Raw genomic sequence first — 17,378 nt, 5'->3', positions numbered from 1 at the left:
CAGAAGCGGTTTTTGCTTTAATGATCTCCGGATATCCTGGATGTACAAATGGATCTTTATTTCTCTTAATTTTATCACAATTATAACAGGAGTTTTCGTACAATCTATCGAATACAAACTCTTAACGCTTTTATGCGGACAGAGTCCTGTTTTAACGGTCTCTGTCGACGGGTAAGAGTTAAACTAAGAAAGGAGGTTCCGCCTATGAAATTTGGACTGCCGGAAGACGATATATATTTATTTCACCAGGGAACAAATTACGAATCCCAGCGCATGCTGGGCTCTCATTACTTAACACTTGATGGTGTATATGGCTGCAGGTTTACCGTGTGGGCACCACACGCTTCTTCCGTAGCTCTCGCCGGTGATTTCAATAACTGGTCATGGACGACACACACACTGGAGCTGCTGAATGAAACAGGGCTCTGGGGAGGATTTTTTGAAGACATCCCGGAAGGAAGCACCTACAAGTACGCCATTACCCATCCTGGAGGGTGGAGCGGTCTTAAAGCCGATCCTTTTGCCCGTCAGGCAGAAGTACGCCCTGCGACGGCTTCTGTCACGCCATTCGATACTACCGGCTACGTCTGGAAAGATCAAGCCTGGCAGAAGTATAAAGAATCTGCCCCTCCTTACGATTCACCGGTTAACATTTACGAGGTACACTTCGGAACCTGGAAGCAGAAAGAGGACGGAACACTCTATGATTACGAAGAGATGGCAGATCTCCTTATTCCTTATGTTAAGGAGATGGGGTATACACATATCGAACTGCTGCCGCTCGCTGAACACCCGTTTGATCTGTCCTGGGGCTATCAGATCACCGGTTATTTTGCTGTAACCAGCCGCTATGGAACGCCGAATCAATTCAAGTATTTTGTGGACAAGTGCCATCAGGCGGGTATCGGAGTCATTATGGACTGGGTTCCCGGCCATTTCTGCAAGGATGATCACGGGCTTCGGCGTTTTGATGGAGAAGCTCTCTTTGAATACAACGACGATAAAAAAGCTGATAAACCTTCCTGGGGAACGCTTACTTTTGACTTCGGAAAACCAGAAATACAAAGTTTTCTCGTATCAAATGCCATCTTTTGGATGAAAGAATTTCACATCGACGGTATTCGGGCGGACGCCGTCGCCAGCATGCTTTATCTTAACTTTGACCGCCTGGATGGAGAACCAAAAATTTTCAACTCATACGGCGGCGAGGAGAACCTGGAAGCTCTTGCTTTTCTGCGAAAGCTTAATGAAGCCGTTTTCGCTTACGACAGCAGTGCGCTGATGATGGCTGAAGACAGTTCCGATATCCCCCTTGTTACTTCTCCAACACATACAGGCGGACTCGGATTTAATTATAAATGGAATATGGGATGGATGAATGACATGCTGCGGTACATGGAATACTCTTCCTACCACCGCAGATGGCACCACAATCTGCTTACTTTTTCCTTTATGTACGCTTTCAGTGAAAACTATGTGCTTCCGCTTTCCCACGATGAAGTTGTCCACGGCAAAAAATCAATGCTTGATAAAATGCCCGGGGATCAGTGGCAGCAGTTTGCTCAGCTCCGCCTTTTCTACGGCTATCAAATGACGCACCCCGGCAAAAAACTGCTGTTTATGGGCGGAGAATTCGGTCAGTATGCTGAATGGAAAGACAAAGAAGATCTCGACTGGCTCCTTCTCGATTATCCCCTTCACGCCGCAATGAAAAAATACGTTAAAACATTGAATCATTTTTACAAATCCGAACCTGCTCTTTTTGAAATGGATCATGAAAGCAGCGGCTTCGAATGGATTGACCCGCACAACAGTGAACAAAGTATCATTGCCTTTATACGCAGAGGCCGGAAAGAAGAGCTTGTTATCGTCTGTAATTTCACACCCGAAGTGTATTATGACTACAAAATCGGCGTCCCGTCACCCGGTACCTATACGGAGGTGTTCAATACGGACGAAGCAGACTTTGGAGGATCGAACCAGTTAAATGAAAAAAAGCACTTCAGCTACCCTGAATCCTGGCACGGTCAGGACCAGCATATATTAATTAAGGTGCCGCCATTTGCAGCAGCTGTATTTAAAAAATCCAATTCACCTCAAAAAAGGAGGAAGTAAAATGAAAAAACGCTGTGTTGCCATGCTTTTAGCAGGAGGAGAAGGGAAAAGACTCGGCCTGCTCACAAAAAATTTAGCCAAGCCTGCGGTTCCGTTCGGAGGCAAGTATCGTATCATTGATTTTACTCTCTCCAACTGTACCAATTCCGGAATCAATACTGTAGGAGTTCTTACTCAGTACTCCCCTCTGATCCTGAACACTCATATCGGTATCGGTAAACCTTGGGATCTGGACCGTCAGTCGGAAGGCCTTACGATCCTCTCCCCCTACACGGCCAAGCAGGGAGGCAGCTGGTACAAGGGCACGGCCGATGCGATTTATCAGAACATTCATTACATTGATCAATACGATCCCGAATACGTACTAGTTATTTCCGGGGATCATATTTATCAGATGAACTATGAACACCTCCTTCAGCACCACGAAGAAAAGCAGTCGGATGCTACGATTTCTGTTATTGAAGTTCCGTGGGAAGAAGCTTCCCGCTTTGGTATTCTGAATACCCACGAAGACCTCGAAATATATGAATTTGATGAAAAGCCTGCTAATCCGAAGAGCAATCTTGCGTCTATGGGAATTTATATTTTCAACTGGAAAACGCTGCGAAACTACCTTGAGGATGATGCTGAAAAAGATATCTCTGACCACGACTTCGGTAAAGACATCATCCCGGCGATGCTGAATGATGGAAAACGAATGTATGCCTACCGTTTCGACGGCTACTGGAAAGACGTCGGTACTATTCAGAGCTACTGGGAAGCCAACATGGACCTTCTCGAGGAAGATCTTTCCCTCTCTCTCAATAATAAAGAATGGCGGACGTATTCCGAAGACACAAACTATCCGCCGCAGTATCTTGACGCCACCGCAGTAGTTGAAAACTCCCTGATAAACTCCGGTTCATGGATCAGCGGTACAGTTAAAGACTCCATCCTGTTTGAATGTATCCAGGTCGGGAGCGGATCGATGATTAAAGAATCCATCCTTCACCCAAGAGTCGCAGTCGGCAAAAACTGCACGATCAACCGGGCAATTATTATGGAAAATGTAGTAATTCCCGACAACACGGTTATCGATGGGTCCAACTACGAAGAACCGGTAGTAATAAACGAAGAATATGTGGAACAGCTAACATAAAGGAGGCAGTATTATGAGCAAATTAATGGGCTTGATCAACCTGGAGCACGAACATGAATTTCTTGAAGAGCTGACTTATTTCCGTTGTGGAGCTGCGGCTCCTTTTGCCGGAAGATACCGGCTGATTGATTTCACCCTTTCAAACATGGTTAAAACAAACATTACAGAAGTGGCAATTTTTACAAGTCGTAAATATCGTTCACTTATGGACCATCTCGGCACCGGGGGTGACTGGGAGCTTGCACGAAGACATGGCGGGCTGTTCATCCTTCCGCCGGACTGGAATGATCCTACCGATATTTCAAGAGGAGATCTCCGCCATTTTCATAACAACCGTGATTACTTTCACCGGTCCAAAGCCGAACATGTACTGATCAGCGGCAGTCAGTTTATCGCCAACACAAGCTATGACAAGGCTTTTCAACATCATTTGGATACCGATGCAGATGTTACGCTGATTACAACATCCATTCAGGAAAACCTGCCCGAGCACACAGCTCAGCTCCGCGTGGAAAAAGATGAAAACGGACGGGTCACCAACATGACAAATGACCAGAATAATCATGAAGTGTTTTCAAATGCCTATATTATAAAGAAAGATGTCCTGATTGATCTCGTTGATCAGTGTATTGCTTTCCATCGTGATCATCTTCTGTTACACGGGGTAAAAGAAAACATTTCCAAACTGAACGTCCGGACTTTTCAGTATGAAGGCTACTCCTTTTTCGTCAACTCTGTCGAAAGCTTTTTCAGACACAATATGAATCTGCTTCATCCTGATGCCTACCATAACCTTTTCTTTAATAACTCTTATGTAAAAACTAAAATCAGTAACCAGCCGCCTGTAAAATACCGGCACACTTCAGACGTAAAAGACTCTCTTCTCGCGAATGGGTGCGTCATCGACGGCGACATTTCCAACAGCGTGATTTTCAGAGGGGTCGAAGTTCATAAAGGGGCAGTCATTAAGAATTCAATTATTATGCAGCGGTGTATAATTGAAGAAGGTGTTCATCTGGAAAATGTTATACTTGATAAAGATGTGAAAATTACCGGCGGCCAGAAATTTATGGGCTCTCCCGAAAAACCGTTTATTGTAGCTAAACGTAAAGTAATTTAAACACTGCGACTCCGTGCTGCTCTATTGCCACGGAGTTTTACTTAAACCACCCCGTCGGGTCCGAAGGAGGAAATTTTGTTGAAGAATATTTTATTTGCGGCCTCTGAAAGCACGCCGTTTATGAAAACAGGAGGGCTTGCAGATGTTACCGGCTCTCTCCCCCAGGCCCTGAACAAAATCCGGGAGAATGAAGTGCGTGTCATTCTGCCTTTTTATGAAGCCATGGACGAATCTTATAAAAAAGAAGCTGTAAGAAAAGCTTCTTTTGAAGTTCCTGTCGGATGGCGTGTTCAGGAAGCGCATCTTTATGAACTGGAATGGGAAGGGGTTACCCACTATTTTATTAGAAATGAATTTTATTTTGGCCGGGATGACGTTTACGGATATTTTGACGACGGGGAACGCTTTGCTTTTTTCAGCCGGGCTGTGATTGAATCCTTTCCTTATCTCGACTTTGATGTAGATATACTTCATGCCCACGACTGGCAGACAGGTCTGGCAGTCGCATTTGCCGGAATTCTCCAGCCTAAACCCGGTCTCCGGACCGTATTTACGATTCATAATATTCAGCATCAGGGATGGATGGGACCGGACGCTTTTTACGACGTTCTGAACATCGGCCCTGAACATTTTGCCGGCCTCGAATGGCACGGGATGATCAACTGTATGAAGGCGGCTCTTCACCATACGGATAAAATCACAACAGTCAGCCCAAGCTACGCCCAGGAAATCAGGCAGCCGTACTACGGAGAGGGGCTGGATCCTGTCCTTAACGCCCGTTCCGCTGACCTTATGGGGATTATTAACGGGATTAATACAGATGATTACAATCCCGCTACTGACCCTAACCTGGCTGAACCATACACCACGTCACGCTTAAAGAAAAAAGCAAACAAGCGAAAGCTTCAAAAACAGCTCTGCCTGAAAGATGATCCCGATATTCCGATGTACTCTATCGTTTCCCGTCTTGTGGAGCAGAAAGGATTTCACCTTCTTGAACATATTCTCGATGAATTTCTCCAGGAAAATGTCCAGGTTGTCCTTCTCGGCACCGGGGATACAGCTTTCGAGCAGTCTTTCGCTTATTTTTCCAGCCGTTATCCGGAAAAAATGTCTGCTCTTCTCCGTTTCAGCGAACCGCTGGCCAGGCAGATCTATGCGGCATCTGATTTCTTTATTATGCCGTCCAAGTTTGAGCCGTGCGGTTTATCCCAGCTTATAGCCCTCCAGTATAAAACGATTCCTATCGTCAGAGAAACAGGTGGACTGAGGGACACAGTGCAGCCTTACAACGAAATTACCGGTGAAGGTAATGGATTCAGCTTCGCCAACTATAACGCCCATGAACTGCTTTATTCCCTGCGCTATTCCATGCTTGTCTATCATCGCCCGGAACTATTTAAACCGCTGATTGCCAATGTCAACCGCAGCCGCTTCAGCTGGAAGGACTCCGCTGAACTCTATAACGGCCTCTACGAAGAGCTCGTTTAACTAAACAATTATCCGGCAGCTTTTTACCAGCGAATCAGTGTATTTATAACATTATCACCACCTTCATCATGAGGATAAATAAAGGGAGGAACCTGTACTATGGAATACACTGTTGAAACGTTTCAGGATCATTTAGCTGAAAAACTGAAGAAAGACCGTGGAAGAACACTCCAGGAAGCCAACGAAAAAGATTTATATTACGCCGTGGCGGCCATTGCTCAGGAACGTTTAAATGAAAAATGGGTCAATACCCGTGAAAAATACAAGCAGAACGAGGAGCGCCAGGTATATTATATTTCGATGGAATTCTTAATAGGCAGACTGATGGAAAATAACCTGATGAACTGCGGGCTGCTCGATATCTGCAACAAAACACTCATCAGCCTTGGTAAAGACCCCGAAAAAGTGTACAGTCAGGAGCACGATGCAGGACTCGGCAATGGCGGTTTAGGACGTCTTGCAGCCTGCTTTCTCGACTCTATCGCTTCTCTCCGCTACGCAGGGCATGGAAGCGGCATACGCTACCGGTACGGGTTGTTTGAGCAGCGGATCATTCACGGCAATCAGGTCGAGCTTCCCGACTATTGGCTGAAGGAAGACTATCCCTGGGAAACACGTCGTCCCGAAGAATCACTGACTGTTCATTTCGGAGGAGAAGTTCATATGCACCATCGTGCCGACAATGTACTGGAGTTTTCCTACGAAGATACAGATGAAGTACGAGCTGTTCCTTATGACGTGCCTGTTTCCGGATATCATAATGACGTTGTTAATACACTCCGTCTATGGAGCGCCGAACTACCCGAGCAGGAATCCGATATTCTTGCAGAATCAGAAAGCAAATACTACCATCACCTGGATCACATGCACTCCATCGAACAGATTTCCGGATTTCTATATCCGGATGATTCGCAGTACGAGGGTAAAGAACTGAGGATCAAGCAGCAGTATTTTCTCGTATCAGCTACGATTCAGAATATTATACGGGAGTTTAAGGAGAAGAACGGCCGGGACCTTCACAAGCTTCATGAAAAAGCAGTCATTCAAATAAATGACACCCACCCGTCTCTTGCAGTACCTGAGCTGATGCGTATTCTGATGGATAATGAAAAGTTTTCATGGGAAGACGCCTGGGAAGTAACAACGAAAACTATCGCTTATACTAACCACACTACTCTCAGTGAAGCACTTGAAAAATGGCCGGTGGAAATGATTAAAAATCTGCTCCCGCGTATTTACATGATTATTTATGAAATTAACGAACGCTTCTGCCGCGGTATTTGGTTCGATCACCCGGAACTGCGCGATAAAATTCCGGAAGTCGCCGTTATTGCCGACGATCAGATCCATATGGCACGGCTTGCTATTGTCGGAAGCTTCAGTGTAAATGGAGTTGCTCAGCTTCACACAGAGATATTAAAGAAAAAGGAAATGAAGCCTTTTTATGACCTGTTTCCTTCCAAATTCAATAACAAAACAAACGGTATCACCCACAGGCGCTGGCTTCTGCAGGTTAATCCTGCACTGTCGCAAACAATTACAGAGGCTATCGGCCCGCAGTGGATCCGGCAGCCCGCTAAACTTATCGGCCTGATGAGATATTCCAACGACCGACCGTTCCTGGACGATATCGCTTCCGTAAAACATCAGAACAAACTGGCACTTGCTGAGCTGATTAAATCTCGTACCGGCATCACGATTAACGAGCATTCTATTTTTGATGTTCAGATTAAACGGCTGCATGAATACAAACGCCAGCTTCTGAATATCTTCCACGTCATTTACTTATACAATGAGCTGAAAGATAATCCGTCACTTGATCTGACACCACGGACCTTTATTTTCGCGGCTAAGGCAGCACCAAGCTACCATATGGCCAAGGAAGTCATCAAGCTGATTCATCACGTAGCTTCCGTGGTGAACCACGATAAGGAGATCAATGATAAGCTTAAAGTAATCTTCCTCGAAAACTACAACGTGAGCCTTGCTGAAAAGATTATTCCTGCCGCTGAACTCAGCGAACAAATTTCTACAGCGAGCAAAGAAGCATCCGGTACAGGGAATATGAAAATGATGATGAACGGCGCGATGACTGTCGGTACTCTGGACGGTGCCAACATCGAAATTAAGGACCTCGTCGGTGATGATAATATCTTTATTTTCGGATTAAACAGTGAACAGGTTCTCGATTATTATGCCAACGGCGGTTATAATGCAAAAGATATTTACCATACAGACGAGCGTGTCCGCCGCATAATGGACCAGCTGCAAGTCGGCGCCTTCGGTTCCCAGGAAATCGAATTCAAAGATATTTTTTATCATATGCTTTACCATAATGATCCGTACTTTGTACTGAAGGATTTCGATCCTTATATCGAAACCCATGAACTCGTGGAACGAAGCTACCGTAACCAGGAATACTGGCAGAAGATGAGCGTAGCGAACATCGCCTACTCCGGCAAATTTTCCAGCGACCGGACGATTCATGAATACGCTTCGGATATATGGAAGATCAAACCAGTAAAATAAAACAAAAAGGCAGTTCCAACGGTCGGTTGGAACTGCCTTCAGTTTGTTAACGTTATTCCTTCAGCTGCTCCCGTTCTTCTTTTGCTATTTCATGCATTTTTGAAAACCGCTCGTCTGCCCTCGCAAAAATAGACCCTTCTGGAAATTCCCCGTTATTATTACGTTCATACCCTGCATGAAAGCCGGTCAGTATTTCCAGTCCGTCCGCGATATGTCCTATCGCCCAAATATGAAACTGCCCGTTCCGGACCGCTTCCACAACTTCTTCATCAAGCATAAGGTTTTTTACATTCTGCTTCGGGATGATTACTCCCTGTTCCCCGGTCAGGCCGTTTTGACTGCAGATGTGATAAAAACCTTCGACTTTTTCATTAACTCCGCCGATCGGCTGAATCTCTCCCCATTGATTGACTGATCCCGTAACAGCCGTACCCTGATGAATTGGTACTTCGGCGAGTGACGAAAGCAGTACATACAGCTCTGTACTGGAAGCACTGTCCCCGTCAATCATCGTGTACGTCTGCTCGAATGTAATGCTCGCGGAAAGCGGGATCGGTCTGTTTTTGGCAAATTGGCCTGACAAAAAACCTGTAAGAATCATCATTCCTTTATGATGAATTTGACCGCTCATAGCTGTTTCCCGTTCAATATTGACTATGCCGTTCTTGCCGGCAAATGTCTGCGCCGTGATTTTAGTCGGAATGCCAAACAGCGAATCTCTCGTTCCCATAACGGCAAGACCATTGATCTGACCGATACGTCTGCCTTTTGTTTCGATCATAATCGTTCCGTTATGGATCATTTCCCTGAATTTTTCCGGGACATGATTGGATCTCTGCGTTTTTTCAAATAGAGCTTTCTGAATGTGCGGTTTATCGACAATCTCCTCTTCTGCTTCTTTCGCATAAAAACTCGATTCCACGAGCAGTTTCGTTATATCCTGAAACCGTGTCGTCAGTTTTGTTTTTTCATCGACAAGTCTTGAACTGTAGTTAATGACATCTGCCACGGCTCTTCGGTGAAAAGGAAGCAGCCCTTCGTCCTCGGCATAGTTTTTTATGAAGCAGGCCATTTTATGATTGTTTTCATCGCTTTTAGGCATTTCAGTATCAAATTCCACTTTCACTTTAAACAGCTTGTCGAAATCTTCATCGAGTCTGGAGAGCAGTTCATATATATAATAAGACCCTATGATGATTATTTTCACGTTCAAAGGAATCGGTTCTGGTTTAATCGCACTCGCCGGAAAAAGCCCCCGGTCTTCATTCGGGTTTTCGATCGGTATATTCCCTGACTGCAAAGCTCTTTTTAACCCAGTCCAGGCATAGGGGTGCTGGAGAAGTTCAGATGCCTGCAGAATCAAATATCCCCCATTGGCGAGATGCAGCGCGCCTGGTTTAATCATAGTAAAATCTGTAATCAGGTTACCGAGCTGCCCCTGATATTCCACTTTCCCAAAAAGGTTCTGGTACGTTGGATTTGTTTCGTAAATAACCGGGGCCCCTTCCAGACCTTTATTATTCACAAACAAATTTACCGCGTATCTGAGAAACGGCTTTTCTTTCGGCCCCGCCAGTGCATTCAAAACCGTTTCCTGCTCCTCTTCCTCCGAAAAAAAGAAATGAAAATGCTCTACCACATCAGAATAATAGGCGTCCAGGTATGTTCCTACCTTCTTATTTTCATAATATTTTTCTTTCAGCGGAATAAAAAGACTTTTTACTGAATTGGACGTTATTTCCTTCATAAAAGCATGTACACTCTTCCGGAGCTGATCTTCTTTTTTTTGAATCTGCAGTACTGTTTCCTGCAGTTTATCCTCAAGCAGCTTCTCCTGTTCTTTAAGGTGCTCTTTCTGCTGCGGGGAAAGCCGTTTGAATTCCTCAATGCTGATCGGCTTTCCGTCAATAAGAGGAATTGTATTAATACCTCCCGGGGATCGTTCAATTTTATAATGGTGCTCCCCTGCAAAGACTTCGGCCTCTTTCCAGAGCTGCTCTACACTCCTCCGGAATTCATCTATCATCTTTCTTTTCTGTTTTTCATAGCCGTCGCTTGTGAAAGCACTCCGTATTTCCCTTTCAATATCCATCAGCAGAATTTCCATATCCCTGCGGAATTCGTGCCCCTTCCCTGCTTCAAAAGAAATTACTACCGGACGGTCGTGGTTATCAAAGTTGTGAACGTAGCCCCAGTCACGCGGAACTTCTCCTGACTCTGCCATTTTTGACACGCTTCCCTGCGTGTAGGTCATTCTACCGGTTCCTGCAGGCCCCACTACAAACAAATTATATCCGTTCTGTTCCACTGCCAGCCCGAAGGACATCGCCTGTTCTGCACGCTTCTGCCCGATCATATCAATACTGCATTTTCCAATATCGTCTGTTGTTGCGAAATCAAAAAAATCGTCACGGCACTCTGATCTCAGTTTCTCCGGCGGCAGCCGGTGGGATGATCTTTTCTGGTCGAACTCTTCGGTATTCATTCAGGAACCTCCCACTAAGATTTATTATGTCTTTCTTATTACTATTAGACACATAAATTCCAATCCCTTCTTTCCGGAAGGATGTACTGAAAAATACCTGTTGTCCTTGTTTTTAACCGCTCCCCCCCCCCCCGAAAGAAAAAGTAAATATCCCGCCAGAAAAAAGCCTCCGACTTTTAAAAGACGGAGGCTCCAGAGTGTTGATTAAGTCTTGATTTCAGAATCATTATTCTTCTGAGCGCATAGCTTTCTCCTGCGATCAGCCCTGCCGTGGGGCTCGTCGTCAGCTGTTTGCCCTGCGGCCGTGTAAGGGGATCTTCCGACTGCGCTTATTCCCACCGGCGTCCCCGCCGGACGTTCCGGAGGAAAAAGCCTCTCCTGAATGGAAGAAAGGGCGGAATCAACACGTTTTTTAGGAGAAGAACCTTCTTTTTATTTTCCTGCTGGAGCTGCAGCAGGCGACTCCGTGGCGAGATAGGACGAGCTGAAGATCCATTTCTTCCGAGCATGGAGAGGAAGAAATGAGCTGAAGCCTCCGACTTTTATAAGACGGAGGCTTCAAAAGCGTTACTATACCAGTCCGCTCTGCCAGGAACGGACTTCATGGTTGATGGAAGCAAATTCTTTTTCGGTCATCGGCGGGACAATCCGGTACATAACAGTTTCCGGATTCGCAAGAAACTGTCGGATCTCTGCCCGTCCGATCCGAAAAGTTTCAGCGAATACTGCTTCGTCGTTCTTTTCTGTATACAACTCGATGCCTGTATTACCGTGCCAGTCAAAAGCACGGCGTACGAACACGATCTGATGCTTCTGAAAAGTGCTCAAAAATCCCCGCTCCTTCTTGGCTTGATTCTGCCTATCATATCTTAACGAATTTCCAGGACTGTTTCAATGATTATTATCTTTATTTGAAAAATATTGTGGATACCTTTTCATATTTTGGTGATTTCTGCGGCCGGACCTTGAACAGAGACATTTCGGTAACTGTTTCTACAGTCTTCTCCACCTCTCCATACACAGGAAAAGGGAACGGCCGGTTTCCTTTATATTTTTTTGCGATCGTCAAATGCGGGCGGAAGGGTTTGGACGGTACTGGATAATCGATCCTGAAAGCTTCTTCGCTTACTGCACTATATAAATTCATGAGCGTTTCATTTTCGCGTGGTCTTAAAAAAAGAACACGGGGAAAGTCTTTTCTTCCAAAAAAAGCATACTGGTCAAAATACAGCTTAAAAGAAGAAGATTCTCTGTCTTGAAGTGCAGACCACAGTTTCTGCCTTTTACCAGTTTCCCACCCGCCGAGAAACAGCAGCGTCAGATGAAACTCCTCCTTAACCGGAAGTTGTTTAAAATAATCTTTCAGGCAGAGCTCCTCTTGCAGGGAAACAGCTGTATCAGCTGTCTTTCCTTCCACTTTAATACCAATAAAATAGTGCTCCAATCTTCTTCTCTCCTTTCCAACTCTTCTGTACTTCTGCTTTCTTCTGAAAAAATGAATGTGCTATAATGGTAAGTAATCTTATCAGAATTTAATCACCAACCGGAAAGGATGACCAACGTGGCAAAAGTAGTTGACCGTATGGATGAATTGATCGGGGATACTCCCCTTGTAAAACTGCACCACCTGCCGGAAGCAGGAGGAGCGCAGGTATATTTGAAACTGGAATTTATGAATCCGAGCGGAAGTGTTAAAGACCGTGCGGCCTCCAACATGATTGAGCAGGCAGAAAAAGACGGATTACTCACTTCTGAATCAGTTATTATTGAACCGACTTCCGGAAATACAGGAATCGGCCTGGCAATGAATGCAGCCGCCAAAGGCTACCGTGCTATTCTGACAATGCCTGACACAATGTCGCAGGAACGTATCAACCTTTTGAAAGCTTACGGTGCAGAGGTGGAACTGACTCCGGGTGATAAAAAAATGCCTGGAGCTATCGAAAAAGCAAAAGAGCTTGTCGAAAAAATCCCGAACGGCTTTATGCCGATGCAGTTCGAAAATCAGGCTAATTCAGACGCACACCGTACGACTACTGCCGTTGAAATTGAAGAAGCAGTTAAGCAGATAGACGGTACTCTGGCAGCTTTTGTAGCAACTTCCGGAACGGGAGGTACCATTACAGGAACCGGAGAAGAACTCCGCAGATCCTACCCTGAACTGGCCGTTCATGTAGTAGAACCGAAAGGATCTCCCGTCCTGTCCGGTGGAAAACCGGGTCCTCATAAACTCGTAGGAACTTCCCCCGGGTTCGTTCCTCCAATTTTAAATGAAAAGATTTATGATAAAATTTATCAAATTTCTGATGAAGACGCTTATGAAACTGCCAGAAGACTGGCACGTGAAGAAGGAATTCTTGTCGGACCTTCCTCCGGTGCAGCCTGCTATGCAGCACTGCAGACTGCTAAAGACCTCCGTCCCGATGAAGTTGTTGTTGCCATTGCCTGTGACACCGGTGAAAGATACTTGTCGACAGACCTTTTTCAATTTGAATAATCCCTGCCCCGCCGTTATAAGGCGGGGTTATTTTTATTTTCAGGCTGTCCTCAAAAAAACATATAATAGGAGCTTCTTTTTACTTCGGTACATTTCCCTGAGTTTTTATGGGAAGACTTTTGTGAATTAACTTGTTTCTCCGTCCTAATATGCCTTTTAAAAGTAATTTCTGATGTAAGACTTTTATACAGAAGGTTTCTTTACGACATGCGGCTGACGACGTGCGAGTATAAACAGCAGAAATGCACCAATAAGCGTCATTATTCCATAAAAGAAGTAAACGGCCGGAATCGAAAACCAATCAATGATCAGGCCGGCGGAAATGCTGAAGAAAAAAGCCCCAAGTCCGTTACCTACGGCTGCATAGATGGAAACAGCAGTTGCTTTCACTTCTCCAGGGGCAATATCAGTTACATACTGAAGCGCTGCGGGGACAAACAGTCCGATACTGAATCCCTGCATAATCGTAGTAATGTAAATCCATATTGGGTCCGGATTGGTCGCGTAAAAAATCCAGCGTATACCGGAAATGAATGCGGCTGCAAATAATATGAATAATATTCCGCGGCTCTGAATCCAGGCACCGGCCCACCGCATAAACGGCACTTCACTTCCTGCCGCAAGAAGAAAAGCAAAACCTACTCCGGCAAGTGACCCTCCAGCAAACTGTATTAGAAGGCCAAAATAGAAGTTGTTTGCCATAATCGGCCCGTAAACAAGGAAAGTAATTAAAAGAAAAAGAAGAAATCCGTCGACTTTTACGAGACGTTTCATTCCTCCTTTCACATCCACCTTCACAGAGGCAGCCTCGTTCGGCATACCGGCTGAGAAAAAAGCACTGATAAGGAGCACGAGGGCAAAACCATAAAAAATAACCTGCAGTCCGAACCAGTCGGATAAGTTTCCCATCACCCAGACAGCTATGGCAAAACCTACAGCCCCCCACATGCGGATTTTTCCGTAGTCTCCACCGTGCTTCTTTACATAATTCATTGCGATGCTGTCTGATAACGGAATCAGCGCACTCTGAAATACTGCGAGAGTCGCTGCAATCCCGACAAAAATGGCATAATCCTGTGCGGTTATGTACGTCAGACCGGTCGCTCCTGCTCCGATGGAGGCGATCACGAGAAGAAATTTCGGTTTTTTCGTATAGTCACTCAGCATTCCCCAGAGCGGCTGGCTCAATATCATCACGACCGGTCCTATTGATGTTATAACACCAATCTGTGACCCGGTGAGACCTACATCATCCTGAAGATAAACGGTCAGTAGTGGAAAGAGACCTCCAAGACCGAAGTAAATAAAGAAAAAATAGCCTTTCATATTAAAAAAAGCACGTTCCTGCATAAATAATCCCTGGCTTTCTATATGTAATTTCTGTCTATGATTCCAGTATACGCTTCCTATTTCCTGCTGAAAAGCAGAAAAGCCGAACGATCGAGTGAAATTTACAGAATTTTTACGATTTTTACGTCTTTTTCGCTTTACGAAACGACAGCCTGTAGGTTAGAATATATTAAAAGGAGGGACGTCTTCTGCACGAGCGCGATACAGAGTACTAAAAAACGACCGTATTCACTGTGGAAACTTATGATGAACAGAGAAAAGCAGGAGCCATTATATTTTTCAGCTGAAACTTTGATTCTGTTTGATCATTATTACCGTTTCGCCCTTTCTGCACTGGTGTGCCGAGAAGATATCGTGGGTGACAAACAAGAAGGAGTGGTTTTTTGAAACCGTCAACTGACCGTATGTTAACTCGTATTAAATCTGTTTATCTTTACATTAAACAGAAAGGGAGCGTCTCTACGAAAGATCTGGTTGAAGAGTTCGGTACAACAGAACGTACCATTCAACGGGATTTGAACGTCCTCGAATATAATGGTCTCGTGGAACCACAGGAGCGTGGAACCTGGGCTGTTACAAGTAAAAAAACAAAAGCTTCTTAAACATAAACAAGGAGCGGGCCGGGCCCGCTCCTTGTTTATTTTATTCTCCCCGGAGTACAGCCAGCTCCTTATCAGTCAGCTCCCTGTACTCCCCTGCTTCCAGTATTTCATCAAGAAAAAGTGTCCCCATCCTTACTCTTTCCAATTCTTTCACGTGATTTCCACATGCCGCCATCATCCTCTTTACCTGATGGTATTTCCCTTCCTGAATCGTCAGGAAAATTACTGTCGCAGCGTCTGTCTGTGTGACGCGGGCCGGCTTCGTTTCATACCCGTCATCAAGTTCCACGCCCGCTTCCAGTTTTTCACGGGCGTTTTTCGTAAGCGGCTCAGCCAGTTCGACCCTGTACTCTTTATCTACTTTATGTTTCGGTGAAGTTAATTTGTGTGCAAGTCTGCCATCATTAGTAAGCAAAAGCAGTCCTGTCGTATCCTTATCCAGACGGCCGACAGGAAATGGTGCAAATAAAGCATCTTCCGGCGTCAGCAGATCAATGACCGTTTCTTCGGTCTCATCCTCCGTTGCCGATATGAGACCGGATGGCTTGTTCATCATTAAATAAATAAATTCCCGGTATTCTACCGGTTCTCCGAATACTTCTACTTCCTGCTTTTCTGTATCGATATGGGTTTTCCCGTCCTTGACGGACTTTCCGTCCGCTGTAAGAATCCCTTTCTTTAACAGCCCCTTTACTTCTTTCCGTGAACCGTACCCGAGATGGGCCATCAGCTTATCTGCTCTCATTTTCATATAATCCGCCTCCTGCTGCGAACGATTTGTTGTAAAATCTTTTCATTAAATTTTCTATATCCACCTGCTAACAGGACTTTAAAAAATGCCGGAACCTGGAACAGGCTCCGGCATTTTTTATTCGTCTTCGCCGAACATAAAGTACTTTGTTCGAATATTGACATTCAGCACCAGTCCCATAGCAATCATATTTGTCACGAGGGCACTGCCGCCGTAACTGATGAAGGGTAGTGCAAGCCCTGTAATAGGTACGACACCGATTGTCATTCCGATATTCTGAAATATCTGGAACACAAATAGACCAACAACTCCTGCGGTTATATACGTCCCAAACGTATTGTTGCAGTTAAATGCAATAAGCACAATCCGGTAAAGGAGAAGAAAATAGACGACTACGAGAACCGTCGCTCCGATAAAGCCAAATTCTTCTCCTATAACCGTGAAAATAAAGTCCGTATGCAGCTCCGGTATCATACCGCTCTGTGTTTTTACCCCTTCTGTAAAGCCGCTTCCAAAAAGCTGTCCTGCTCCGATTCCCTGGAGTGCATGGAAAAGCTGATACCCTTCAGCTCCTATGTTTGCGGTAGGATCCAGCCAGGCGTAAATCCGGCTTAGCTGGTGGGGACGGATTACCTGTGTAAACATATCGTAAAAGTTATTATGCAGCCAGACAAGGAAGACGACACCACTTACAGCGGCCCCAGTAATAAGTCCAATAATCCGAAAGCTTACTCCGGCCATAATCACCATGATGAATACAATTGATCCTATTACGAGTGCTGTTCCAAGGTCGGGCTGAAGCAGTATAAGGAAAAAAGGAGGAAGACCTACTCCGAGAATTTTTCCTACCACTATGCTGTCTGACTTAAACGATTTTTCCCTCGGTTTTCTTGTAATAAAGAACAGCAGATGAGCGAGTGAAATAATGATAAAAATCTTTACAAACTCCGACGGCTGAAAAGTAAACACATCGGGAATACCGAGCCACCTCTGTGCCCCGTTTACTTCGATTCCGAATAAATGAGTCAGTATTAAAAGCACCATACTGATAACATAGAGCGGTATTGACAGTTTTTTCAGCGCTTCATAATCCACGACCATTGCCGCCAGCATAAGAATTGTACCTACAGCAAACCATAGAATCTGACGCTGCACGAAAAAACCTGCCGGTACATTATACTGCTCCGAGGAAGCAGCACTGAAAATGGCTACAAGACTAATGCACATCAGTACAAATAGCAAAAATAATAAAGTATAATCCAACTGCTGTAGTGGACTTTTACGCTCCTGCAATATTCTT

General features: G+C 45.0%; 13 protein-coding genes. 7 read left to right on the top strand and 6 right to left on the bottom strand.

Translation table 11 applies throughout. From position 1 onward, the window contains the following. The first annotated feature begins 204 nt into the window (after positions 1–204). From glgB to C6Y45_RS03895, 5 genes are all read left to right on the top strand, one after another. Complete coding sequence (gene glgB, locus C6Y45_RS03915; protein ID WP_107583721.1) at positions 205–2,115, top strand: 1,4-alpha-glucan branching protein GlgB; 1,911 nt, start codon at positions 205–207, stop codon at positions 2,113–2,115. Position 2,116: 1 nt separating this feature from the next. Further along, the gene (locus C6Y45_RS03910; protein WP_107583720.1) at positions 2,117–3,253 is read left to right on the top strand and encodes a glucose-1-phosphate adenylyltransferase; all 1,137 of its coding nucleotides are present in this window, start codon (positions 2,117–2,119) and stop codon (positions 3,251–3,253) included. A gap of 13 nt (positions 3,254–3,266) precedes the next feature. Further along, entirely contained in the window at positions 3,267–4,373 is a 1,107-nt protein-coding gene (gene glgD, locus C6Y45_RS03905) for a glucose-1-phosphate adenylyltransferase subunit GlgD (RefSeq protein ID WP_107583719.1), read from the top strand. A 78-nt stretch (positions 4,374–4,451) separates the two neighbouring features. After that, positions 4,452–5,864: a glycogen synthase gene (locus C6Y45_RS03900; RefSeq protein WP_107583718.1), complete on the top strand. Its 1,413-nt coding sequence runs from the start codon at positions 4,452–4,454 to the stop codon at positions 5,862–5,864. Positions 5,865–5,963: 99 nt separating this feature from the next. Next, positions 5,964–8,393: a glycogen/starch/alpha-glucan phosphorylase gene (locus C6Y45_RS03895; RefSeq protein WP_107583717.1), complete on the top strand. Its 2,430-nt coding sequence runs from the start codon at positions 5,964–5,966 to the stop codon at positions 8,391–8,393. A 52-nt stretch (positions 8,394–8,445) separates the two neighbouring features. On the opposite strand, the gene C6Y45_RS03890 is transcribed toward C6Y45_RS03895, so the two are convergent. From C6Y45_RS03890 to thpR, 3 genes are all read right to left on the bottom strand, one after another. Continuing rightward, the gene (locus tag C6Y45_RS03890; RefSeq protein ID WP_107583716.1) at positions 8,446–10,878 is read right to left on the bottom strand and encodes a Lon protease family protein; all 2,433 of its coding nucleotides are present in this window, start codon (positions 10,876–10,878) and stop codon (positions 8,446–8,448) included. A 570-nt stretch (positions 10,879–11,448) separates the two neighbouring features. Continuing rightward, positions 11,449–11,706, bottom strand: a complete 258-nt coding sequence (locus tag C6Y45_RS03885; protein WP_107583715.1) for a hypothetical protein — start codon at positions 11,704–11,706, stop codon at positions 11,449–11,451. A gap of 79 nt (positions 11,707–11,785) precedes the next feature. Then, positions 11,786–12,322 (bottom strand): RNA 2',3'-cyclic phosphodiesterase, encoded by a 537-nt coding sequence (thpR, locus tag C6Y45_RS03880; protein WP_160058121.1) that lies wholly within the window; start codon positions 12,320–12,322, stop codon positions 11,786–11,788. Between the two features lie 138 nt (positions 12,323–12,460). On the opposite strand from thpR, the gene cysK reads away from it, so the two are divergent. Beyond that, positions 12,461–13,375, top strand: coding sequence for a cysteine synthase A (gene cysK, locus C6Y45_RS03875; RefSeq protein WP_245922546.1), 915 nt, complete (start codon positions 12,461–12,463; stop codon positions 13,373–13,375). Between the two features lie 183 nt (positions 13,376–13,558). Here cysK and C6Y45_RS03870 read toward each other — a convergent pair whose 3' ends face one another. Continuing rightward, complete coding sequence (locus C6Y45_RS03870) at positions 13,559–14,725, bottom strand: MFS transporter (protein ID WP_107583712.1); 1,167 nt, start codon at positions 14,723–14,725, stop codon at positions 13,559–13,561. A gap of 383 nt (positions 14,726–15,108) precedes the next feature. Here C6Y45_RS03870 and C6Y45_RS03860 point away from each other — a divergent pair, with 383 nt between their 5' ends. Beyond that, complete coding sequence (locus C6Y45_RS03860) at positions 15,109–15,327, top strand: DeoR family transcriptional regulator (RefSeq protein ID WP_107583710.1); 219 nt, start codon at positions 15,109–15,111, stop codon at positions 15,325–15,327. A 40-nt stretch (positions 15,328–15,367) separates the two neighbouring features. On the opposite strand, the gene C6Y45_RS03855 is transcribed toward C6Y45_RS03860, so the two are convergent. Both C6Y45_RS03855 and rodA read right to left on the bottom strand, forming a co-directional pair. Further along, positions 15,368–16,072: a pseudouridine synthase gene (locus tag C6Y45_RS03855; RefSeq protein ID WP_107583834.1), complete on the bottom strand. Its 705-nt coding sequence runs from the start codon at positions 16,070–16,072 to the stop codon at positions 15,368–15,370. 123 nt (positions 16,073–16,195) lie between these two features. Then, entirely contained in the window at positions 16,196–17,371 is a 1,176-nt protein-coding gene (gene rodA, locus C6Y45_RS03850) for a rod shape-determining protein RodA (RefSeq protein WP_107583709.1), read from the bottom strand. Positions 17,372–17,378: the final 7 nt, after the last annotated feature.

Origin of the sequence: Alkalicoccus saliphilus (assembly GCF_003044065.1) — a bacterium.
GTDB classification, from domain to species: Bacteria; Bacillota; Bacilli; order Bacillales; family Salisediminibacteriaceae; genus Alkalicoccus; species Alkalicoccus saliphilus.
The sequence above is the reverse complement of the archived record's forward strand: the minus strand, read 5'-3'. Positions and strand labels throughout refer to the sequence as shown.